The sequence below is a fragment of the Streptomyces sp. NBC_00259 genome, from assembly GCF_036181745.1.
Classification (GTDB): Bacteria; Actinomycetota; Actinomycetes; order Streptomycetales; family Streptomycetaceae; genus Streptomyces; species Streptomyces pratisoli.
On sequence record NZ_CP108080.1, the window covers coordinates 7767919 to 7786438 of the forward strand.

14 protein-coding genes and 1 pseudogene are annotated in these 18520 nt (G+C 69.9%); 6 read left to right on the plus strand and 9 right to left on the minus strand.

Features of this window, described 5'->3' with window-relative positions; translation table 11 throughout:
• Nucleotides 1-265: 265 nt before the first annotated feature.
• Nucleotides 266-1177 carry a glycoside hydrolase family 16 protein gene (locus tag OG766_RS34835; RefSeq protein ID WP_328727173.1) on the minus strand — a complete coding sequence of 304 codons (912 nt, stop codon included), beginning with the start codon at nt 1175-1177 and terminating at the stop codon, nt 266-268.
• Between the two features lie 460 nt (nt 1178-1637).
• On the opposite strand from OG766_RS34835, the gene OG766_RS34840 reads away from it, so the two are divergent.
• The 3 genes from OG766_RS34840 to OG766_RS34850 are packed head-to-tail and all read left to right on the plus strand — an operon-like array spanning nt 1638 to nt 3496.
• Nucleotides 1638-2387 (plus strand): sugar phosphate isomerase/epimerase family protein, encoded by a 750-nt coding sequence (locus OG766_RS34840; protein WP_328727174.1) that lies wholly within the window; start codon nt 1638-1640, stop codon nt 2385-2387.
• Nucleotides 2384-2806 carry a Gfo/Idh/MocA family protein gene (locus OG766_RS34845; RefSeq protein WP_328727175.1) on the plus strand — a complete coding sequence of 141 codons (423 nt, stop codon included), beginning with the start codon at nt 2384-2386 and terminating at the stop codon, nt 2804-2806. Before OG766_RS34840 ends, OG766_RS34845 begins: the two co-directional genes overlap by 4 nt.
• Before the next feature lie 9 nt (nt 2807-2815).
• Complete coding sequence (locus tag OG766_RS34850) at nt 2816-3496, plus strand: Gfo/Idh/MocA family protein (RefSeq protein ID WP_443045632.1); 681 nt, start codon at nt 2816-2818, stop codon at nt 3494-3496.
• On the opposite strand, the pseudogene OG766_RS34855 reads toward OG766_RS34850, so the two are convergent.
• The 3 genes and pseudogenes from OG766_RS34855 to OG766_RS34865 form a co-directional block, all read right to left on the minus strand.
• Nucleotides 3422-4039 (minus strand): annotated as a pseudogene (locus tag OG766_RS34855) (Vgb family protein); the annotation flags it as partial. The gene OG766_RS34850 and the pseudogene OG766_RS34855 overlap by 75 nt on opposite strands.
• A 408-nt stretch (nt 4040-4447) precedes the next feature.
• Nucleotides 4448-5275, minus strand: a complete 828-nt coding sequence (locus OG766_RS34860; protein WP_266389154.1) for an alpha/beta fold hydrolase — start codon at nt 5273-5275, stop codon at nt 4448-4450.
• A gap of 282 nt (nt 5276-5557) precedes the next feature.
• Nucleotides 5558-5848 (minus strand): hypothetical protein, encoded by a 291-nt coding sequence (locus tag OG766_RS34865; RefSeq protein ID WP_328727177.1) that lies wholly within the window; start codon nt 5846-5848, stop codon nt 5558-5560.
• A 780-nt stretch (nt 5849-6628) separates the two neighbouring features.
• Here OG766_RS34865 and OG766_RS34870 point away from each other — a divergent pair.
• Nucleotides 6629-7933, plus strand: coding sequence for a serine/threonine-protein kinase (locus tag OG766_RS34870; protein ID WP_328727178.1), 1305 nt, complete (start codon nt 6629-6631; stop codon nt 7931-7933).
• A 391-nt stretch (nt 7934-8324) separates the two neighbouring features.
• On the opposite strand, the gene katG is transcribed toward OG766_RS34870, so the two are convergent.
• Nucleotides 8325-10514 carry a catalase/peroxidase HPI gene (gene katG / locus OG766_RS34875; protein WP_266389166.1) on the minus strand — a complete coding sequence of 730 codons (2190 nt, stop codon included), beginning with the start codon at nt 10512-10514 and terminating at the stop codon, nt 8325-8327.
• Nucleotides 10515-10963: 449 nt separating this feature from the next.
• Between katG and OG766_RS34880 the strand changes: the two genes are divergently transcribed.
• On the plus strand, nt 10964-11392 hold the full coding sequence (locus tag OG766_RS34880) for a Fur family transcriptional regulator (RefSeq protein WP_266389168.1): 429 nt from the start codon (nt 10964-10966) through the stop codon (nt 11390-11392).
• A gap of 159 nt (nt 11393-11551) precedes the next feature.
• Here the strand turns inward: OG766_RS34880 and OG766_RS34885 are convergent, their stop codons facing one another.
• The 4 genes from OG766_RS34885 to OG766_RS34900 all read right to left on the minus strand — a co-directional run bounded on the left by OG766_RS34885 (nt 11552) and on the right by OG766_RS34900 (nt 17732).
• Nucleotides 11552-13132, minus strand: a complete 1581-nt coding sequence (locus OG766_RS34885; RefSeq protein WP_328727179.1) for a DUF4139 domain-containing protein — start codon at nt 13130-13132, stop codon at nt 11552-11554.
• An 8-nt stretch (nt 13133-13140) separates the two neighbouring features.
• Nucleotides 13141-15258: a DUF4139 domain-containing protein gene (locus tag OG766_RS34890; RefSeq protein ID WP_328727180.1), complete on the minus strand. Its 2118-nt coding sequence runs from the start codon at nt 15256-15258 to the stop codon at nt 13141-13143.
• Between the two features lie 307 nt (nt 15259-15565).
• A complete protein-coding gene (locus OG766_RS34895) occupies nt 15566-16282 on the minus strand; it encodes a heparin lyase I family protein (RefSeq protein WP_266389177.1) in 717 nt (238 codons plus the stop codon).
• A gap of 358 nt (nt 16283-16640) precedes the next feature.
• Nucleotides 16641-17732, minus strand: coding sequence for a substrate-binding domain-containing protein (locus OG766_RS34900; protein WP_328727181.1), 1092 nt, complete (start codon nt 17730-17732; stop codon nt 16641-16643).
• Between the two features lie 241 nt (nt 17733-17973).
• On the opposite strand from OG766_RS34900, the gene OG766_RS34905 reads away from it, so the two are divergent.
• Entirely contained in the window at nt 17974-18516 is a 543-nt protein-coding gene (locus OG766_RS34905; protein WP_328727182.1) for a S1 family peptidase, read from the plus strand.
• Nucleotides 18517-18520 lie beyond the last annotated feature (4 nt).

The following is an 18520-nucleotide window of genomic DNA, read 5'->3' on the forward strand; positions in this document are numbered from 1 at the left end:
CGGTCCGCGCTCACCGGCAGGGCCTCCCTGAGTCGGGAGGCGGGGAGCGCCCTGCCGGAGGCCCTTGGCTTGTTGAGCTTGGCGTTGCGGCACTTGGAGAGCAGGCTCCCGACAGGTCGGCGACACTGACCTTCAGGTCGTCGACACTGACCTTGACGATCTCGGCCTGGGAGGCGTGGCGCCGCTTGCGACGACACCGCCACCAGATACCTCGTACGCGGAAGCGGCCCGGGTGAGCCTCGACGCCCGCGGCGGCGGCCTCGTGCTACTGCCAGATGCGGATGTAGTCGACGTACATGTTGGAGCGCCAGTCCATGGGTGCGTTGGCGATCGCGCCGTCCACCCAGGCGCCTGCCTCGTGCGAGATGACGGGGAACTGGGGGACCTGGCTGATGAGGTTCGGGTCGGTGATGGTGCGGATCACGCCGCCGTCGTAGCGGTACTTGATGGAGGTGGGCGTCCATTCCATCGCGTAGGTGTGGTAACCGGTGTGCAGGTTCGGGGCGTTGATCGTGGCCGTGGGGACCTTGTGGTCGGCGCCGTATCCGTCGTAGTGGATCGTGTTCGCGTATCGGTCGCCTTGGTAGTAGCTCTCGACCACGTCGTACTCGCCGCCGTCGCGTGCGGTTCCGTCGACGGTGGAGATGCCGTTGGTCGGCTGGCGCCACAAGGCACCGAAGTGGTCCTCGGTCGGGGGCATCTGGGCCCGCCACTCGACCGTTCCGTAGGTGTGGTCGAACTTGCCGCGGCTCTCGATCTCCCCGGTGGCGTACTGGTCCGTGGCGAGCTGAGAGAGATTGATCCAGAGGTTGCCGCCGTTGATCTGCTGCGGGTTGGGGTTGACCCTGACGTTGGCGGGCTTCCACCAGTCGCGGAAGTACGAGCCGTCCGAGCGTTCCTCGTCCTTGGCCGTCCACTTGGACGTGTCGAGTGCGGCGCCGTAGAACTCGTCGCTGAAGACGAGTGTGGCGTGCGGGCTGCCGCCGACGGGCCGGACGCCGTTCGGGGTGTTGGGGTCGACCATGGCCGCAGCCTTCTGGGGCTCGGCATGGACGGGGCCGGATGCCAGTGCGGTCACGGTTGCGAGTACGACCGACGCGCACAGCAGGCGTGCGCGGCGTCTGCTCCCGGCGGCGGACTCGGCGGGGGCGAGACCGTGTTCGTGTGACGTGACCATGCTTCCGGCTCCTTCTACGGGGAGGGCAGTGGCCGTCCCTCGCAAGGCATGCCGCTCCTTGCGAGGGATGAGGGAAGTATTGGGCCGTCGCCTGGCGGGGAACAAGATGCGTGCCCAGATTCATCGGAGGAATCCAGACGGACAGGATCGCTTGACCTGTCAATATCGGGCATATGGCTGTGGTGCGTCAGAGATATCGGATGACTGGAGGGGGACGGGCTCGCACACAAACACAAGAGCGACTGCACTTTGTGCATGGACCTGACGAGATTCGTGCTGGAACTCTCCCCTCACCAAGAGGTATTGCTCAAGGTCACATGATCCGAGGAGAACGCTGGCGCATGCTGTTCCGTCACGCGGACGTTCCCGCGTTGCTCGCCCGCTCGGCCCGAAGTCGCCGACCTACGTCGTCCCCCGAGCCCTTGGCGTAGCCGTCCAGTCGATCCCAGGAGGCACCTCCTTGGCCAGTCCCATCAGCGTCCAGCTCTACACACTGCGCACCGAGATGGCCGAGCACCGTGAGGCGACTCTGACGCGGCTCGCACAGCTCGGCTACACCGCAGTGGAACCGTTCGACCCGCTCGACGACCCCGAAGGCTTCCGGCGTACTGCCGACAGGCTCGGCCGCACTGTCACCAGCAGCCATGCGTACGCCCTGCTCGACCCCGCGGTGGAACCGGCTGCCGTCTACGACGCCGTCGCCGCACTCGCCACCGACCTCGCGATCATCCCCGCAGGCTTCGAACACGCGGAGTTCACCCATCTCGACGGCCTGCGCCGCACGGCCGACCGCCTCAACTCCCTGGCCGTACAGGCCGCCCGACACGGCATACGCCTGGGCTACCACAACCACTGGTGGGAGGTCGACCCGCGCCTCGACGGACGGCATGCCCTCGAAGTCCTGGCCGAACTCCTGGACCCCGACGTCTTCCTGGAAGTCGACACATACTGGGCCGCCGTCGCCGGTGCCGATGTGCCGGCGCTGCTCCGCTCACTCGGCCGGCGCGTCCTCGCCCTGCACGTCAAGGACGGGCCCGGCGTCCACGGACAGGCCAACACCGCGGTCGGCCGAGGCGTCATGCCCGTCGCCGACATCCTCGCCGCCGCTTCCGACGCCTGGCGCATCGTCGAACTCGACTCCTGCGACGGCGACGTGTACGAGGCGCTCGCCCACAGCCACGCCTGCCTCACCGCCCTGGAGCACGCATGAGCAACCGCGGTCCCCTCAACATCGCACTGATAGGTGCCGGCAACATCAGCGGCCAGTACCTGGACACGCTCGGCACCTTTCCCGACGTACGCCTGACCGCGATCGGTGACCTGGACGTGTCGCGTGCCCGCACCGCGGCCCGCAAGTATCACGTCCCCGAGGCCGGCGACCCCGAATCCGTCCTCGCCCTGCCCGACGTCGAACTCGTCGTGAATCTGACCGTCCCGGCCGCCCACACGGAGGTGGCCCTGGCGTCGCTGCGCGCCGGCAAGCACGTCTACGGCGAGAAACCCCTCGCGCTCTCTCCCCGGGACGGCGCCCGCATCCTCGCCGAAGCCCGCGCACGCGGACTGCGCGTCGGCTGCGCACCCGACACGTTCCTCGGCGCCGGACTGCAGTCCGCCCAACGTGCCCTGTAGGCAGGCGCGATAGGCGAACCGGTCAGCGCGAGCGCTGTCCTCCAGGGCCCCGGCCCCGACGCCTGGCATCCCAGCCCGGCCTTCTTCTACGCACCGGGAGCAGGCCCGCTGTTCGACATGGGCCCCTACTACCTCACCGCGCTGGTCGCCCTCCTCGGCCCGGTCACCCGGGTGGCGGCCACCGCCCGCACAGCCCGTACCCGACGGGTCGCCGCGTCCGGGGCCACGTTCCCCGTCGAGGTACCGACCCACCTGCACACCCTGCTCGACTTCGCGAACGGCCCCAGCGCCACCGCCACCTTCAGCTTCGACTCGCCCGAGCCCCGCTCGCTCCTGGAAATCACCGGCAGCGAAGGCACCCTCTCCCTCCCCGACCCCAACACCTTCGCCGGCCCCCTGCGCATCCGGCGGTTCCAAGACGACGACTGGCGCCCCCTCCCGGTCCACGGCACCACCGCCGGACGCGGACTCGGAGTCCTCGACATGGCCCGCGCCCTGCGCACCGGCCAGGACCACCGTGCCTCGGGTGAACTGGCCCTGCACGTCCTCGAGACCATGACGATGATCACCGAAGCGGCAGAGATCCACGCGACCGCGCACGTCACGCCCTGGCACAGCACACTCCGAGAACCACATGGCTCCATCGGCGCCGTCGGTGATACCGACCGGGGCGCCGTCTGGTGTGGGTAGCGGGTGGATGGTGACGTGACCGTCGAGTCCGATGGTGCCGATCGCGTTGGCCTGGTTCATCGTGAACCACAGACGGCCGTCCGGGCCGTTGGCGATGGCTGAGGGGAAGGCTTCCGAGAGCGGGAGAGGGAACTCGGTGACGTCACCGTCGAGTGTGATGCGGCCGATGGGGCCGGCGCTTGCTTCCGTGAACCACAGTGCGCCGTCGGGGCCGGCGGTGATGCCGAACGGCCCGGCATCCGGCGTCGGCAGCGGGAACGAGGCGATGTTGCCGGTCGTGGTGATGCGACCGATCCGGTGGCTGCGGAATTCTGTGAACCACAGAGCGTCATCGGGCCCTGTTGTGATGGTCGACGGTCCGCTGGAAGCGGGTTCGAGCTGGTAGGAGGTGACGTCGCCGTCGGGGGTGATCCTGCCGATCCGTCCGTGGTGGACCATGGTGAACCACAGTGCGCTGTCGGGGCCGCAGGTGATCCCGTAGGGGCCGGCGTCCCTGTCGGAGACGGGGAATTCTGCGATCGGCGGGGTCGGACTGAGCGGCATAGGGCGGGATCCTCCATCGGTGGGTGGTGGAGTACAGCAACTGCGGACGCTATCCGGAGCGCTCTGTGGCCGCTTCTGGATAACGCTGTTGTGCGATGCAGTCTCGCCTCAGATGACGGGGCCTCGGTGTGTGCTTGGCCTGGGTGGCATCGGCGGGTAGCAGGCTGGTTCTTTCAGGATCGGTCAGTCTCTGTTCCGCCGGCCTTCGTCCTTCCACCTGATGGAAGGTCCATGATCGGCAACGAGATTGAGAGCCACCCATATCTGGTGACATCCGCGATGCCGGGATGAGGGTCGGAGTATCTGCGGAGGTGATTCCGGTGGGGGCCGATAGTTTGGCGGTGCCGGGTCCTGCCGGCCCGCGTCCCTGACGGGCGCGGTTCGGAAGGACCCGGGACCGTCATGCGATCAATGCCGGACTTGCGCGTCCGCCGCAAGGCTTGCGAGGAACTCGCTCACGGCGGTGGCGAAGCCGTCGGGATCGGTCTCGTGGACCGTGTGACCGGTGGGCAGGTGGACCAGGAGGGTGTGGGGGCGACGGTCCGTCATCACCGCCGCGTGATCGGCGGAGAGAGTGTCGCTGTGGATGCCGTGGACGAGTAGGGCGGGGCAGCTTGTTGCCAGCCAGTCGTCCCAGTGGTCGCCCTTGACCAGTTTGTGAGAAGCCATCATGTCCTCGGGGTGAAAGGCCAGACCCCAGCCATTGCTGTACTCACGGATCGCATCGCCAAGATAGCGGGCCGACTCACCCAGTTCCTCGATCAGGGCAGCTCGACTCGGTGCCCGGTCGGGCCAGGCGAGGCAGAACGACAGGTCGTCATCCACGATGGCGCCGACGTCCTCGATGACCAAGGCAAGAACGCGCTCCGGATGACGGGCGGCCAGCTGGTAGGCGTTGACGCCGCCCAACGAATGGCCGAGCACGACTGCTTCGCCGAGACCGAGATGATCAAGGACCGCGACAGCGTCCGCGATGTAGCCCTCCCGCGAGTAGTCCGCCGGGCGGTCCGACTCTCCGTGTCCACGTTGATCGGGGGCGATGACCCGCCAGTCGGGGGCCAGCTCGCGAGCGAGGCGGGCGAAGGTCTGCCCCTCGGAGAAGTGGCCGTGCAGGGCCAGCAGGGGCTGCCCGGGTCCGCCGAAGTCGAGGAAGGACAGACGGCGCCCATTGAGGTCCAGTTGGACGCGTGCTGATTCTGCGGAGGTGGAGGGGACAGAACGTCCGGTCGAGATCATGCCGGGACTCTAATGGCCGCATCTGACAAGGCCCGGGCTGCCAGTCATCGCGGTGTCTTGGCCTGGCGGTCGGCCTTGTACCCCCTTCCGCCTCCCCACACTCCACGCGCTCGCGTGCGAGCTCCTCACATCTGCCCGCTGACCTCCTGGCCGGCCTGTCGAAGCACAACGGACAGCGCGGCCGTGACGGAAGCCGAGCACATCACTGCGTCGACAGCGCGCGCGGCTTCCAGGACCGTCGCAAAGCGGGTGCCCTCCCGTAGCGGAAGGGCACCCACAAGGTCAGCGGTTTGGGGTCGAGGTCGTGGTGCTAGTGGCGACCGTGGTGCCGGTGGTCCCCGCGGTGGTGACCCCAGCGACCGTGGTGCCGGTGGTCGTCGCGGTGGTGACCCCAGCGACCGTGGTGCCGGTGGCTGTCGCGGTGATGGCCCCAGCGACCGTCGCCCCGGCGGTCGTCGCGGTCGCCGCGGTGATGGCCCCGACGGTCGTCACGGTCGCCCCGGCGGTCGTCACGGCCGTCGCGGTCGCGACCGTGGTCGCCACCACGGTCGTGACCACGGTCGTACGTGGCATGAGGTACCGCCGAAGGCGCGGTGGCTGCGCTGGCGCCTGTGGCGCCGCCCAGCAAGACGACGGCCGCGACGCCCAGTGCGGCGGCAAAGCGGGAAACCCGCATTCCATGCTCCTTTCACGGCAGGTGCCTGATGCGCCTGCCTGCGTTGGACGCGGTGATAATCCCATCCGAAATGCTCAAGTAAGTCCGAATCGCCAAGAAAGGCGCCTTATGTAAGGAAAAGCTCTGTGCTCGGGAACCGGTCCCCAGCGTGTCGGCGTCACGCGCGCACGCGTACGGGTGGGCTCCCCCCTTCCATCAGGGTGAACTTGCACCCCGCGGCCCACCGAGCTCGCCTTCCCCATCACGCACCGCCATGTGGCGTAGGGGAAGTGCTGCTCAAGGTGCCTCGTGCGGTGACAAGGCGGCGCCGCCGTCATCACTTGTGCCGCCACCCACGGGTCGGCGCCACTCGTCTCGGTCGCGGATGATCACGTGCCGTGAGGCGTGGAGATCTGACGAACGGCCAGTGGGCTGGGCTGGAGCCGTTGTTGCCGAATGGCATCAAGCTGGCAACTGGGCGTACGGCCCCTGGAGCCACTGGCTCCCGCCCCAGCCGCCACGGGCACGGCGAAGAGCCCCAGCAAGGCGCAGACCGGTCCGTCGACGCAGAGTCCGCGAACGGTTCACCACACGCCTGCCGGATACCGCAGTCGCCGACCACACCAGCCGCGTGGAACAGCGCGACACTCGTCGAGTGGGATGCCGTACGTTGACGTGGTGATTCCCAGTGACAAGCAGTGGCTGGTCGCCGATCGGTACCAGCTCACCAACCTGATAGGACGCGGCGGCATGGGTGCCGTCTGGCGCGCCACCGCTCACTGTTGCAGCGCACCGTCGCGGTAAAGGAGTTGCCCCTGGGGGGCGACGGAGACGGGTCCTGGCGGGCGCTGCGTGAAGCTCGTGCCATCGCCCGTGTTTCCCATCCCAGCGTGATCGACATCTACGATCTGGTCGAGTTCGAGGACCGGCTGTGGATCGTCATGGAACTCGTGGACGGCCCGTCGCTCTCCCATCACCTTGATTCGGTCGGGCCGTTGCCGCCGTCCAGGGTCGCCGAGATCGGTCTGCAGCTTCTCGACGCCCTCGAAGCGGTGCACGCAGTCGGCGCCCTGCACCGGGACGTCAAGCCGGCCAACGTGCTGTTGCGCGGCAACGGCAGCGTCGTCCTCACCGACTTCGGCATCGCGGCCCTGACCGACGGCGATTCGATGACCCACACCGGTGAGGTCATGGGCTCCCTCGACTTCATCGCCCCCGAACGGCTGCACGGAAAACCGGCGGGCCCGCCCAGCGACCTGTTCTCACTGGGAGTCACGCTGTGCGTGCTGGTCTCCGGCCGTTCCCCGTTCGCACAGCCGGCACCCGCCGCCGTACTGCACGCCGTCGCCTACGAGGAGCCCGATATCCCGGACTGGGCGGGCCCGCTGGGCACGCTCATCGAGGGGCTGCTCCACAATGACCCGGCCAGACGCCTCTCCGCGGCCGATACGGCGGATGCCCTGCGGTCGATGGGCACCCACGAGCCGGGAACCCTCAAGCACACGCTGCGGGCTCCCACGCTTCCCCCACCGCCCCGACGTAGGGGACTGCGCTGGGCGGCGATGTCGCTCGCCGCGCTGCTGGTCGCGGGCGGTGCCATCACGGCGTTCATGATGAGCCGTCCGCCGGTGCAGCACGCAGACGACGCAACCGCGACGCAATCGGCGCACCCGGCGCAGCCCGACGCGGTGCTGCAGGCGCCCCGTGACCGCAACCGGTACTGGGTCTTCTCAGGCAGTCGGTACGTGGTGATCGAAGTCGCGGACGACGGACGCACCGGCAAGCCGGTGGCCGATCCGCGTCCGTTGAGCAACTGGCCGAGCCTTGAAGGGTTCGCTCGGATCGACGCCGTTATGCAGGCACCTGACGACCCGAATCGCTACTGGGTCCTTTCCGGCAACCAGTACGTGAAGATAGAAATCACGGACGACACACACGCCGACAAGCGCATCCTCGGTCCCCGCCCTCTCGGTGACTGGAAAGATAGCTTCCCGCGAGCGTAGAAGCGACGCGATAGTCGCGGATCACGGTGAAAGCGGCAACGTGAAGGCCGGTGCCGGTAGGTGGCGGAGCCACGCCATGAGTTGACCGAACGCCACAGAAGCGGGGTGGACTTCCGGGACCGCACCCGCTCCCTCACGTCGGTGGTTGCGACCGGAGGCGGCCGGCAGCTGGTCAGCCTGTCAACCGGTGATTGATGTACGAGTTCGTGGGTGCCGCGCGACCATGCTGGTGCTCGCCGCATCCACGCTCGTCACCACCACCCAACAACTGCGAGCGCGCAAACGGCTGCTGTCGTACTCGCGACGAAGTAGCCCCCTCGAACCGAAGGGACGCCGGATCCCGAGGAAGTCCCGGTCGGCCGGCGATGAGCGGCCGACCGGGACATCAGGCTCAGCGCAGGTCGAACCGGTCGAGGTTCATCACCTTGTCCCACGCCGCCACGAAGTCACGCGCGAACTTCTCGCCCCCGTCCGCGGCCGCGTAGACCTCCGAGATGCCCCGGAGCTGGGAGTGCGAACCGAAGACGAGGTCGGCGGCGGTGGCGGTCCACTTGACGTCGCCCGTGGCACTGTCCCGACCCTCGAACACGTTCTCGTCCGAAGTCGACGCCTTCCATTCCGTGCCCATGTCGAGCAGGTTGACGAAGAAGTCGGTGGTCAGCTTTTCCGGCCGGTGAGTGAACACGCCGTGGGGGGAGTGTCCGAAGCCGGTGTTCAGGGCCCGCATGCCGCCGACAAGAGCCGTCATCTCGGGAGCGGTCAGGTTCAACATGTTGGCGCGGTCGAGGAGGAGGGTCTCCGGCGACAGCTTCTCTCCCGGCCGGACGTAGTTGCGGAACGCGTCCGCCTTGGGTTCGAGCAGTGCGAACGACTCGACGTCCGTCTCCTCCTGCGAGGCGTCGGTGCGCCCCGGTGCGAACGGGACGGTGATGTCGTGCCCGGCGTCCTTCGCGGCTCGCTCGACGGCCGCGCACCCGCCCAGAACGATCAGGTCGGCGAGGGAAACCTTCGTTCCGCCGGCCTGTGAGCGGTTGAAGTCCTGCTGGATCTGCTCGAGGGTCCGCAGCACCGCAGCCACCTCGGACGGCTCGTTGACCTCCCAGTCCCGCTGGGGCGCGAGCCGGATCCGTGCCCCGTTGGCCCCGCCGCGTTTGTCGGTGCCGCGGAAGCTCGCTGCCGACGCCCAAGCGGTCGTGACCAGCTGGGACACGGACAGTCCCGAGGCGATGATCATGTCCTTGAGAGCGGCGACGTCCTCGTCGGTGACGAGGTCGTGATCGACCTCGGGGACGGGGTCCTGCCACAGCTGCGGTTCGGGAACCCACGGGCCGAGGTAGCGCGAGAGCGGTCCCATGTCGCGGTGCAGCAGCTTGTACCACGCCTTGGCGAATGCCACCGCGAGCTTGTCCGGGTTCTCGTGGAAGCTCTTCGCGATCGGCGCGTAGATCGGGTCCACCTTCAGCGACAGGTCCGTCGTCAGCATCATGGGAGCGTGCGTCTTCGACGGATCGTGGGCGTCAGGCACACTGCCCTTGGCCGAGGGATCCGTGGGAGTCCACTGCTTCGCACCGGCGGGGCTCGTCGTCAGCTCCCAGTCGTACCTGAACAGATGGTCCAGGAATCCGTTGTCCCACGTCGTGGGCTTGGAGGTCCATGCGCCCTCGAGCCCACTGGTGAGCGCGTCCGCGCCCTTGCCGGTGCCGTAGGTGTTCCGCCAACCGATGCCCTGCTGCTCGATGGGGCTGGCCTCGGGTTCCGGGCCGATGTACTCGGGAGCGACCGCACCGTGACACTTGCCGAACGTGTGGCCGCCGACGATGAGCGCAACCGTCTCCTCGTCATTCATCGCCATACGCCCGAACGTCTCGCGAATGTCCCTGGCGGCAGCCACCGGATCCGGGTTGCCGTTGGGCCCCTCCGGATTGACGTAGATCAGTCCCATCTGCACGGCGCCGAAAGGACCGGTGAGTTCCCTGTCGCCGCTGTAGCGCTCATCTCCGAGCCATGTGTCCTCCGGGCCCCAGAAGATTTCCTCGGGTTCCCAGATGTCCTCCCGTCCGAAGCCGAAGCCGAACGTCTTGAACCCCATCGATTCCATGGCGCAGTTGCCGGCGAAGATGATGAGGTCGGCCCAGGAGATCTTACGGCCGTACTTCTGTTTGACCGGCCAGAGCAAACGGCGGGCCTTGTCGAGGCTCGCGTTGTCGGGCCAGCTGTTGAGGGGGGCGAGGCGCTGAGCGCCGGAGCCGCCACCGCCCCGGCCATCGGCGATCCGGTACGTCCCAGCGGCATGCCAGCTCATCCGGATGAAGAGCGGCCCGTAGTGGCCGTAGTCGGCGGGCCACCAGTCCTGCGACGTCGTCATCACATCGAAGACGTCCTGCTTGAGCGCGTCGAGGTCGAGGGTCGCGAACTCTTCTGCGTAGTCGAAATCCTCGTCCAGTGGATTGGCCCGAGGTGAGTGCTGGTGGAGCACCTGAAGATCCAGCTGGTTCGGCCACCAGTCCCGGTTCGTCCTGGGACGAGTGTCGGTGGGGGCCGGAGAGGGGATCGCTGGGTTCTCGCTTTCGCTGCCGGACACGTCCGTCCTTCCTCGTGTGTGACGCCGATGAATGTGCGGATTCGGCGTCCGTATGGTCGCGCACCGTGGAGCGCACGGCTACGAGAACACGCAGAGCGCCCCTGGCAACAAGAACTCGAAAGCCCGAATTCGTTCGAGGCCGGGCCCAGGCTCTACGGCGGTGGAATTCCCGGCCCTCGGCACATGTCAGAGGCGGAATTTCTTCTTATCATCCTGCTCGCTCCGACGGGCGAGACGACGGGAAGGAAAAGGTTGTAGGACGGCCTGGCGCCTGATGGAGCGGTGCCCTCGTGCCCTCGGGCAACGTGTGTGAAGCTGGCTCTGCCGGCACCACCGCCCTTATGGTCGGAGGCCATGTCCGGAAGGCCACCTCATCCGCTCTCCGACAGGAGCCGGGCATCGACCGGTGACCTTCCGTCGTCCCACCGAGCCTGAACAGGTGAACCGATATGAGTGACCTGCTGCAGCGACTGCGAGGACGTGGCTGGCGGATGACGTCCCAGCGGCGTGTCGTCGCGGAGGTCCTCGACGGCGACCACGTGCATCTCACGGCCGACGAGGTGCACGTCCGCGCGGCACAGCGGCTGCCGGAGATCTCCCGGGCGACCGTCTACAACACCCTGGGCGAACTGGTCTCCCTCGGTGAGGTCATGGAGGTCTCCACCGACGGCCGCGCCAAGCGCTACGACCCCAACGCCCACCGCCCGCACCAGCATTTGGTGTGCTCCGCCTGCGGCACCATCCGCGACGTCCACCCGACCGGCGACCCGCTGACCGGCCTGCCGGAGGAGGAGCGGTTCGGCTTCACGGTGTCCGAGGTCCAGGTCGTCTACCGCGGACTGTGCCCGGCCTGCGCCGCCGGTCTGCCGCAGGTGTGACCTCGCCCCGTGGGGCGTGGCCGGGCATCGACGCGACCCGGATGATGCCCGCGTGGTGAAGCGCGGCCGGTTCCGGGCCGCATGGCCGGCCAGAGCGGCGCTCCGGCCGTGTGGCGACGCGAAGCCGCGGCCGGTCCTGTGCAGCGCCCCCGTCCGGGCTCAGAGTCCGGCTACCTTCGCGCTCGCCGTCAGCTCGTAGACCAGGGTGACCGTGCGGTGGCCGCCGGGAGGGAGGGCGACGTCCCAGGCGGCGATGCCTTCGGCGTCGATCGCGTCGGGCGCTGGGGAGCAGGCTTCCTTGCGCAGGCGTACCTGCACCGCCGAGACCTCGGAGACCGGGATCCGCTCCCGAAGGACGACCACCCGTTCGCCGTGCTCCCCGGGAGCGGAGAACCGGGACAGGTGCAGCCGGACCGTCCGGGTGACCACGGTCCGCTGGGTGATTCCGGAACCGTCGCGGGTCTCCTCGGCCTCCCTGACCACCCGGTGGTCGTCCGCGCTACCGAACGCCAGCTCGGCGGGGGCGCCGGGTGCGGTGAAGTCCAGGGTCCCGCGGCCGGTGAAACCGCTGCCGCGGACCAGGTCCACGGGCCCGGCGAGCAGTGCGTGGCCGGACCTGTTGTCGAACCGCACCACCTGGGTGACCAAGGGGGACAGCTCGGGTGAGCAGGCGTATTCACTGCTCGCGGCCGTGGTGAAGGCGGACACGGGCACCCGGTGCGCGCGGCCGTCGCCGGCCACGGAGACCGGCGTCGGGGACTTCAGCACCCGCACCTCGCCGCCGTCGTCCACGCCGGGCAGGCCGAGCACCGGGGAGGGGCCGAGATCTCCGATGTCCTCCTCGCGCAGCTCGACGTCGACCGTGCGGCGCTCCGCAGCGGAGCGGTCCTTGAGCGTCAGCCGGTCCTCGCCCAACCGCGGGGGATCGGTGGCCAGTGCCGACCGTGCCGTCGACAGTGTCAGACGTACGTCCGACCAGTCCTCGCCGGTGCGCTGCCAGACCATCGCGTCCGTCTCCAGCGTCAGGGAGTCCCCGTCCCATACGGCCCGGTAGGCGGGCCGCCACAGTGCGCACGCGGTGAGGTGGCTCAGCCGCAGCCGGGCGGGCCCGGCCGCGGAGGCATCCACCGTCAGCTCGACGTGGCCGACCAGCTCGGCGGGCTCCTCCTCGGCAAGGGCCAGCGCCCGCTGGGTCTCCGCGAGCTCGCCCGCGACAGCGGCCAGCCGGGTGTCCACGGTGCGGAGTTCCTCGCCGTAGGTGTCACGCTCGGTGTCGACCCGGTCCAGTTCACGGGCCCAGCGCTCCGGCTCGGCCTCGCCGGACCCGGCGCCCTCACCGATCTCCCGCAGCAGATCGGCGGCGAGCCGGCCGAGCAGGTCGAGGCGGGCCCGGAGACGGTCGCGCCGCTGTCCGAGAGCAAGCCGCTCCTCTTCGAGGACATGCTCGCGATGGCGCAGCGCCGAGTCCTCCTCACCGGGCGGGAGCGGACCTCGCGGCGTCCAACTGCGGACGATCCGCATGTCCAGCACGGTCGCCGGACGACCGGACTGATCGGACTGATCGGCCGTCAGCTCGGCGTGCAGCGTGCGGTCGACGGCCAGTGCACTGACCGGACCGAGGCGCAGCCGCTGGACCCCGGCCTTCAGTTCGAGCACGGTGGCGCGCTCGACATGGGCCCGGTCCTCCAGGCAGGTGACGGCGGTGACGGGAAGGGGGATCGGCCCCGGGTCGGTGGACATGGCGTACGTCAGCTCCTCCGGTTGCCGCCGGTCAGGGCCTTGGCGGCCGGGATGCGGATCTCGTAGCCGCCGTCGAGCGCGGCGGTGGCGCCGACGGGCAGGTCCACCCGCCAGAGGCGGGTGCCCGGGGCGTGATGCTCGGGCCCTTCACCGTCCACGGGCGCCTTCCAGTCGGCCCGTTCCTCGATCCGGACGTCCGGTTCCGAGGTGACCGGGACACGCTCGCGGACCTCCACGACGACAGGCATTCCGAGCCGGTTCGCCAGCTCCACGTGGACGCGGTGGTCGAGCACGGTGGTCTGGTTGCGCAGCCCCGAGGCCGACTCGAGCAGCTCCGTACGGCGGGTGACGCGGATGGCCTCGGCCGGCCCGAGGCCCACCCGGCGGACCCCACCGGGGGCGAGGGTGGGCAGCGCGGCGGTCAGCACGAAGTCGTCGTCTACGGTGACCTCCACCGGGCCGGCCAGCAGAGCCCGGTCGGTGGAGTTGGAGAGCACCAGCGTCGCGTACACGGTCTCCTCCACCGACGGCACGCAGAGGTACTCGGTGCGCAAGCCGACCGGGATGTCGGCGACGGTGACGGTGTGCCAGGCGCCGTCCGACGGGATGTCGGCGCGCGCGGCCGCGTCGAAACGGTGGTCGAAGGAGCCCGCCGACTCGCGGGGCCGCACGGCGTGCCCGGGCAGCGGCAGTGCGGCCACCGCCTCTGCGCGGCGGCGGTACTCGGCGGCCACCAGGTCGTCGGTGGAGGCGGGGAACAGCCGGCCTCGACGACCGCGCTGCTCGTCCGGGCCGCTCAGGACGAGAGCGGCGTAGTCGAGTTCGGCGCCGCTCGGCCGCGGCGGACCGGTCGCCGGCTCCGGCGGCGGAGGCGGCGCGGGACTGCCGGGAGCGGCAGGTGCCATGGGGGCGGCGGCCGCGAAGGACGCACTGCGTGGACGCGCCCCGCCGCCCGGACGCGACCCGGCCGGCGGCGCGAGGCCGGGCACCCCGCCGCCGACGACCTCCCGGGTGGGGACGGCGGCCGCAGAGCCGGGGGCCGGGAGCCCCGGAGGCGGTGCGCCATAGCCCTGAGGAGCCGGAGGTGGTGGTGGCGGTGGTGGCGGTGGCGGTGGCGGGACGGCAACGGGTGCGGAGCCGATCCCGACAGCCACGGGCGCGGAGCCGGCACGCGCAGCGGCGGCAGGGCGCGGGCCCGCCACGTCGTACCCGGCGAACAGGTCGGTGAGCCCCGCCGGGGGTTCACGCCAGCCGGAAGGCGCCGCGGTGGGCTGACGGCGGCCGATCCGGATCGAGCGCAGCCTCGGCAGGTCGGTGCGGCGACGCAGGTCGGCGGTGGACAGGCCGATGCGTACGCCCGTCCAGTCCTCGCCGGTGCGCTGGGCGACGGAGGCACGTAGCACCAGACGGCCGCTGTCGTCGCCCTGACGGTGGGTGAGGCGGTAGGCAGGCACCCAGACGGCGCCCGGTACCCCGTACTCCAGCTCCACCTCCAGCTCCGCGTCTCCGTCTCCGACGCCGCTGAGGGTCAAGGCCGCGGAGAACGTCGTCGCCACGTGTGCTGACGGGGCGTCGGTGGAGGCACGGTCCAGCTTGTCCGCGGCGACCTCCAGCTCGTGCTCCACCCGGCGCAGCTCCTCCTCCAGCTCGACGAGCCGGGCATGAAGGGCCGTCAGCCGATCGTCGACGAAGTCGGCGAGCTTCAGCCACGCGTCGGTCGGGGTGCGGCGGTGCGGTTCCTCGCGCTTACGGGGCGGCGGGACCGGGCGCAGCGCCATGACCTCTTCGATCAGGCCCAGTTGCCGGTCCCGGCGCCCCTTCGCCGCCGTGTGGGCGTCGCGCAGCCGTTCGACCTCGCGCCGCAATCCGCCGGGGTCGCCGGGGATGTCGGAGGTGGCCGGCTCGGCCTCGACCTCCACCCGAGCTTCGACGACCCGTACACCGGAGGCGCCGAGGACGCGGGCCCGCAGAGAACCCGTATCGAGCGAGCGGGGCAGTCCCGTCACCCGCACCCGGCCGTCCGGCGGCACGCTTCCCCGGGCCAGCCGGCGGCAGAGAGCGCCCTGCGCGTACACCACCACCGAGTCGAGAGTCGACTCCCACCTCTGCGCTGTCTCAGCCGTCATCCGCCCGCCCCCGCCGCGTCCCATGCCGAGCGAAGCCTACGCGAGCGGTCCGCGCGTCCGCTGGGCAGTGACGGCGCCGAAAGCTGGGCGGGTGCCCGGAGGCTACGAAGACGGCCGCAAGGCGGTTGCCGGTGGGCGACGAGTGAGCGTGCCTGGCCAGGCGGTGAGGGCGGCAGGTTGGCGTCCAGGCCACGATGTCCGGTCGCCCCGCCTGCAATTGGCGAGGGGAAGAGCCTGTCCCACGAGGGTGTTGAGGCCCCCGGCGACCTGTCCAGGGTCGCCGGGGCCCGGAGGGAAGGGGGCCGCGTCAGTCGACGTCGGCGCGCGAGGTCCCCAGCTTGGGGTCGTCGACCCAGCTCTGCGAGCCGACGCCCGCGATGGTCGAGCCGTAGCTGCCCCAACGGGGCTTGTTGCCGGAGTCGTCCCAGGTGCGGATGCCCGAGCGGGAGGCGAACAGCGAGCCGTCAAGGTAGATCTCGACCGAGCCGCCGGTGGCCGAGTTGGTGGCGATCTTCATCTGGATGGAGTGCCAGGAGCCCACCGACCAGCTGCGGCTGCCGATCGCGTTCCACGTCTCGCCGGGCGAGACGTACCAGGCCTTCAGCTGGTCGTCCTCGACCTTCATGATCACCGGGTAGTTCTGCTGGTTCTGGTCGTTGGTGCCGTTGGACTTCCACTGGAAGACGGTCTGGGCGTTGCCCGTCTTCGTCGCGAGCGACCAGCCGAACCACAGGGTCTTGTTGTTCTGCAACTGTCCTTCGGCTCCGGCCAGGCTGTGGCCCTCGCAGCGGTCGATGCCCGCTACCTTGTTGAACTCGAAGAAGTTGCCATGGCTGTCGTTCCAGGTGTGCACGCGGGCGACGCCGCCGTCGCAGAGGACCGAGGCGAAGACACCGAGTCCCTTGTCCGCGTTGCCGTCCCACAGGACGGAGGCGCTCGCCGGGCTCGCCGTGACGAGGGTCATGGCGGCGGCGACAGCGGCCGGGGGGAGCAGAAGCCTGGATCGGAGATTGCGTCGTTGCATCGTCTTCTCCTTGTGGGGAGGGGGAAGGTGGGTTGGCCGGTCGGGCTGAACCCCGTGCCCAGGGTCAGGCCGCGTCACCGGGCAGTCAGGACCGCGAACTCCTGACTGTCGGACGCGATGCCGGCGGCGAAGGCGGGTGGCGGAAGCCGGCCGTGAGGCCGAGCGCGGTGGCGGTGCCACCGGGCGCGTGACGGACGCCACGGCGACGTCCAGCAACTCGGCCTGAGGCAGGAGCCATGGGGGGAGCCAACCTTTGCTGCGCACGGCGGGGTTGCCGACTCAGCGCAGCTTGGGTGCCCGAATTCCCGCCGTCAAGGCGTGACTTCGAAACGGTCAATTATCGGTCGATCGTTGGGCGTCAGGTCCCTGTCGGGGCGCCGCACGACTCCCGGACCACGAGCTCGGGGAGCCACTCGATGGTGGAGCGCTGCACCTCGGGGTCCTCCAGGCGGCGCAGCAGGAGTTTCACCGCTGTCTCGCCGACCGCGTGGTTCGCGGGGGAGACCGCGGTCAGGGGCGTGTCCGTCAGCCCGGCGAGCTCGTCGTTGTAGCAGACGAGCGCGAAGTCCTCGGGTACCCGTACCGCTTGGGCCAGCAGTCGCTGGAGCAGGTTGGTCGCGTCGATGTCGGTGTGCACGATCGCGGCCCGCACCTCCTCGGACCGGATGAGCTCCAGCAGGGAGTCGGCGCGGCGCTCGAATTCGTCGAAATGCCCGGGCCGGGCCGCGTCCGCCGGGGAGATGTCGTCGTCGGGGAGGCCGAGCGCGCCGAGCGCGGCGTGGTAGCCGCGGCGGATGTGGGGCCAGGTGTGCGTGTTCCGGGACAGCAGCGCGATGCGCCGGTGGCCGAGGCCGGCCAGGTGGTGCACCGCGAGTGCGGTGCCTCCGGCGTGGTCCGACGCCACCCGGTCGAGGTCCGCCCCCGGCAGACCCAGCGGTATCCGACGCTCCAGCAGGACGGTGGGGACCCTGACCTCCGCGATCCGTGCGGCGTCCCTCTCGCTGGGGCCCTCGATGCCCCAGCAGGGAGTCAGCAGCAGGCCGTCGGCACCGGCTCCGACCATGTTCGTGATCTGCGTCGCGTCCCGGTCCGATTGGTACTCGGTGATGCCGACCAGGAGACGTGCGCCCGCCGCGGTGGCGGCGTCCCGGGCGCCGCGGATGACCGACCGGTAGAAGTAGTTGGCCGTCGGCACCACCATGCCCAGCACCGGGCCGCCGCGGGGCGGGGTCGGCACCTGGCGGGCCAGGCGCGCGTCGCGTGCGTTGAGCGGGGCGGTCGGCCAGGTCACCGAGCCGTGAAGCCTGCGGACACGGCCCACTTCGGCGAGCGCTGTCACATCCCGGCGCGCGGTCTCCACCGAGATGCCGAGTGCGGAGGCGAGTTCGGTCACCCGCAGGCTCTCTCGCTCCCGCACCAGCCGCAGGATCCGCCTGTGCCGGTCCTCCACGCTCTCCCGCGTGTCCCGCCCCCTCCCTTGCGACCACGGCCGGATCCGGGTCGAAGGGAGCGTAGCCCGAGGCCGGGCCGTCCGATCGAATAATGACCGAATGCCCGAACGGCATTGATCGACGGCGAGATGCCGTGAGCAGGCGCGGGCAAGCGCACCAGCCTGGTCGCCGTGGCAGCCGGGCTCCTGACCGTCACGGGCCTCACCGCCCCGACCGCATGCCACGGGCCCCACACCGCTGGTGGCGACACTCGAGTCCGCGGACACGCTGCGAGCGCTCGAAGCGAGGCTGGGCGCCGACGACACGGCGGGCCTCTACCGCGACGCGGCGACGGACCGGATGGTCGTCACGGTCACCGATGAGGCCGCCGCCGAAACGGTACGGGAAACCGGAGCGGTGGCCAGGCTCGTTGAACGCAGCGGCGCCGAACTCACCGCGGCCAAGACCACTCTGGACAGGACCGTGCACATTGCGGGCACCACGTGGGGCATCGACCCGGTCGCCGACCAGGTCCTCATCACCGCCGACAGCACCGTCAAGGGTGCCAGGCTCGACGCGCTGAAGGTGGCCGCGGCCGAGCTCGGCGAAGCGGCGCGCATCGAGTACGAGACCGGCCGGCGCGGAGGACGCGCCGCGGCCCGGCGCTGCCCAGCCCAGCTGAAATGCGGTCCAGTTGCCGTGCGGTCCAGTGCCGCAGCCTTCGGGAACCCGCTGCGTACCCCTGCCCACCACTCTCAGTCCCCGCGCGGCACCCGGAAGTCCACCGAGGTGAGGAGGGCGTAGTCGA

Excerpts from the sequence above, each read along its gene's own strand:
- OG766_RS34835 (WP_328727173.1), bottom strand. The coding sequence starts at position 1,177 with ATGGTCACGTCACACGAACACGGTCTCGCCCCCGCCGAGTCCGCCGCC.
- OG766_RS34845 (WP_328727175.1), top strand. The coding sequence starts at position 2,384 with ATGAGCAACCGCGGTCCCCTCAACATCGCACTGATAGGTGCCGGCAAC.
- OG766_RS34860 (WP_266389154.1), bottom strand. The coding sequence starts at position 5,275 with ATGATCTCGACCGGACGTTCTGTCCCCTCCACCTCCGCAGAATCAGCA.
- OG766_RS34865 (WP_328727177.1), bottom strand. The coding sequence starts at position 5,848 with ATGCCACGTACGACCGTGGTCACGACCGTGGTGGCGACCACGGTCGCG.
- OG766_RS34880 (WP_266389168.1), top strand. The coding sequence starts at position 10,964 with ATGAGTGACCTGCTGCAGCGACTGCGAGGACGTGGCTGGCGGATGACG.
- OG766_RS34885 (WP_328727179.1), bottom strand. The coding sequence starts at position 13,132 with ATGTCCACCGACCCGGGGCCGATCCCCCTTCCCGTCACCGCCGTCACC.
- OG766_RS34890 (WP_328727180.1), bottom strand. The coding sequence starts at position 15,258 with ATGACGGCTGAGACAGCGCAGAGGTGGGAGTCGACTCTCGACTCGGTG.
- OG766_RS34895 (WP_266389177.1), bottom strand. The coding sequence starts at position 16,282 with ATGCAACGACGCAATCTCCGATCCAGGCTTCTGCTCCCCCCGGCCGCT.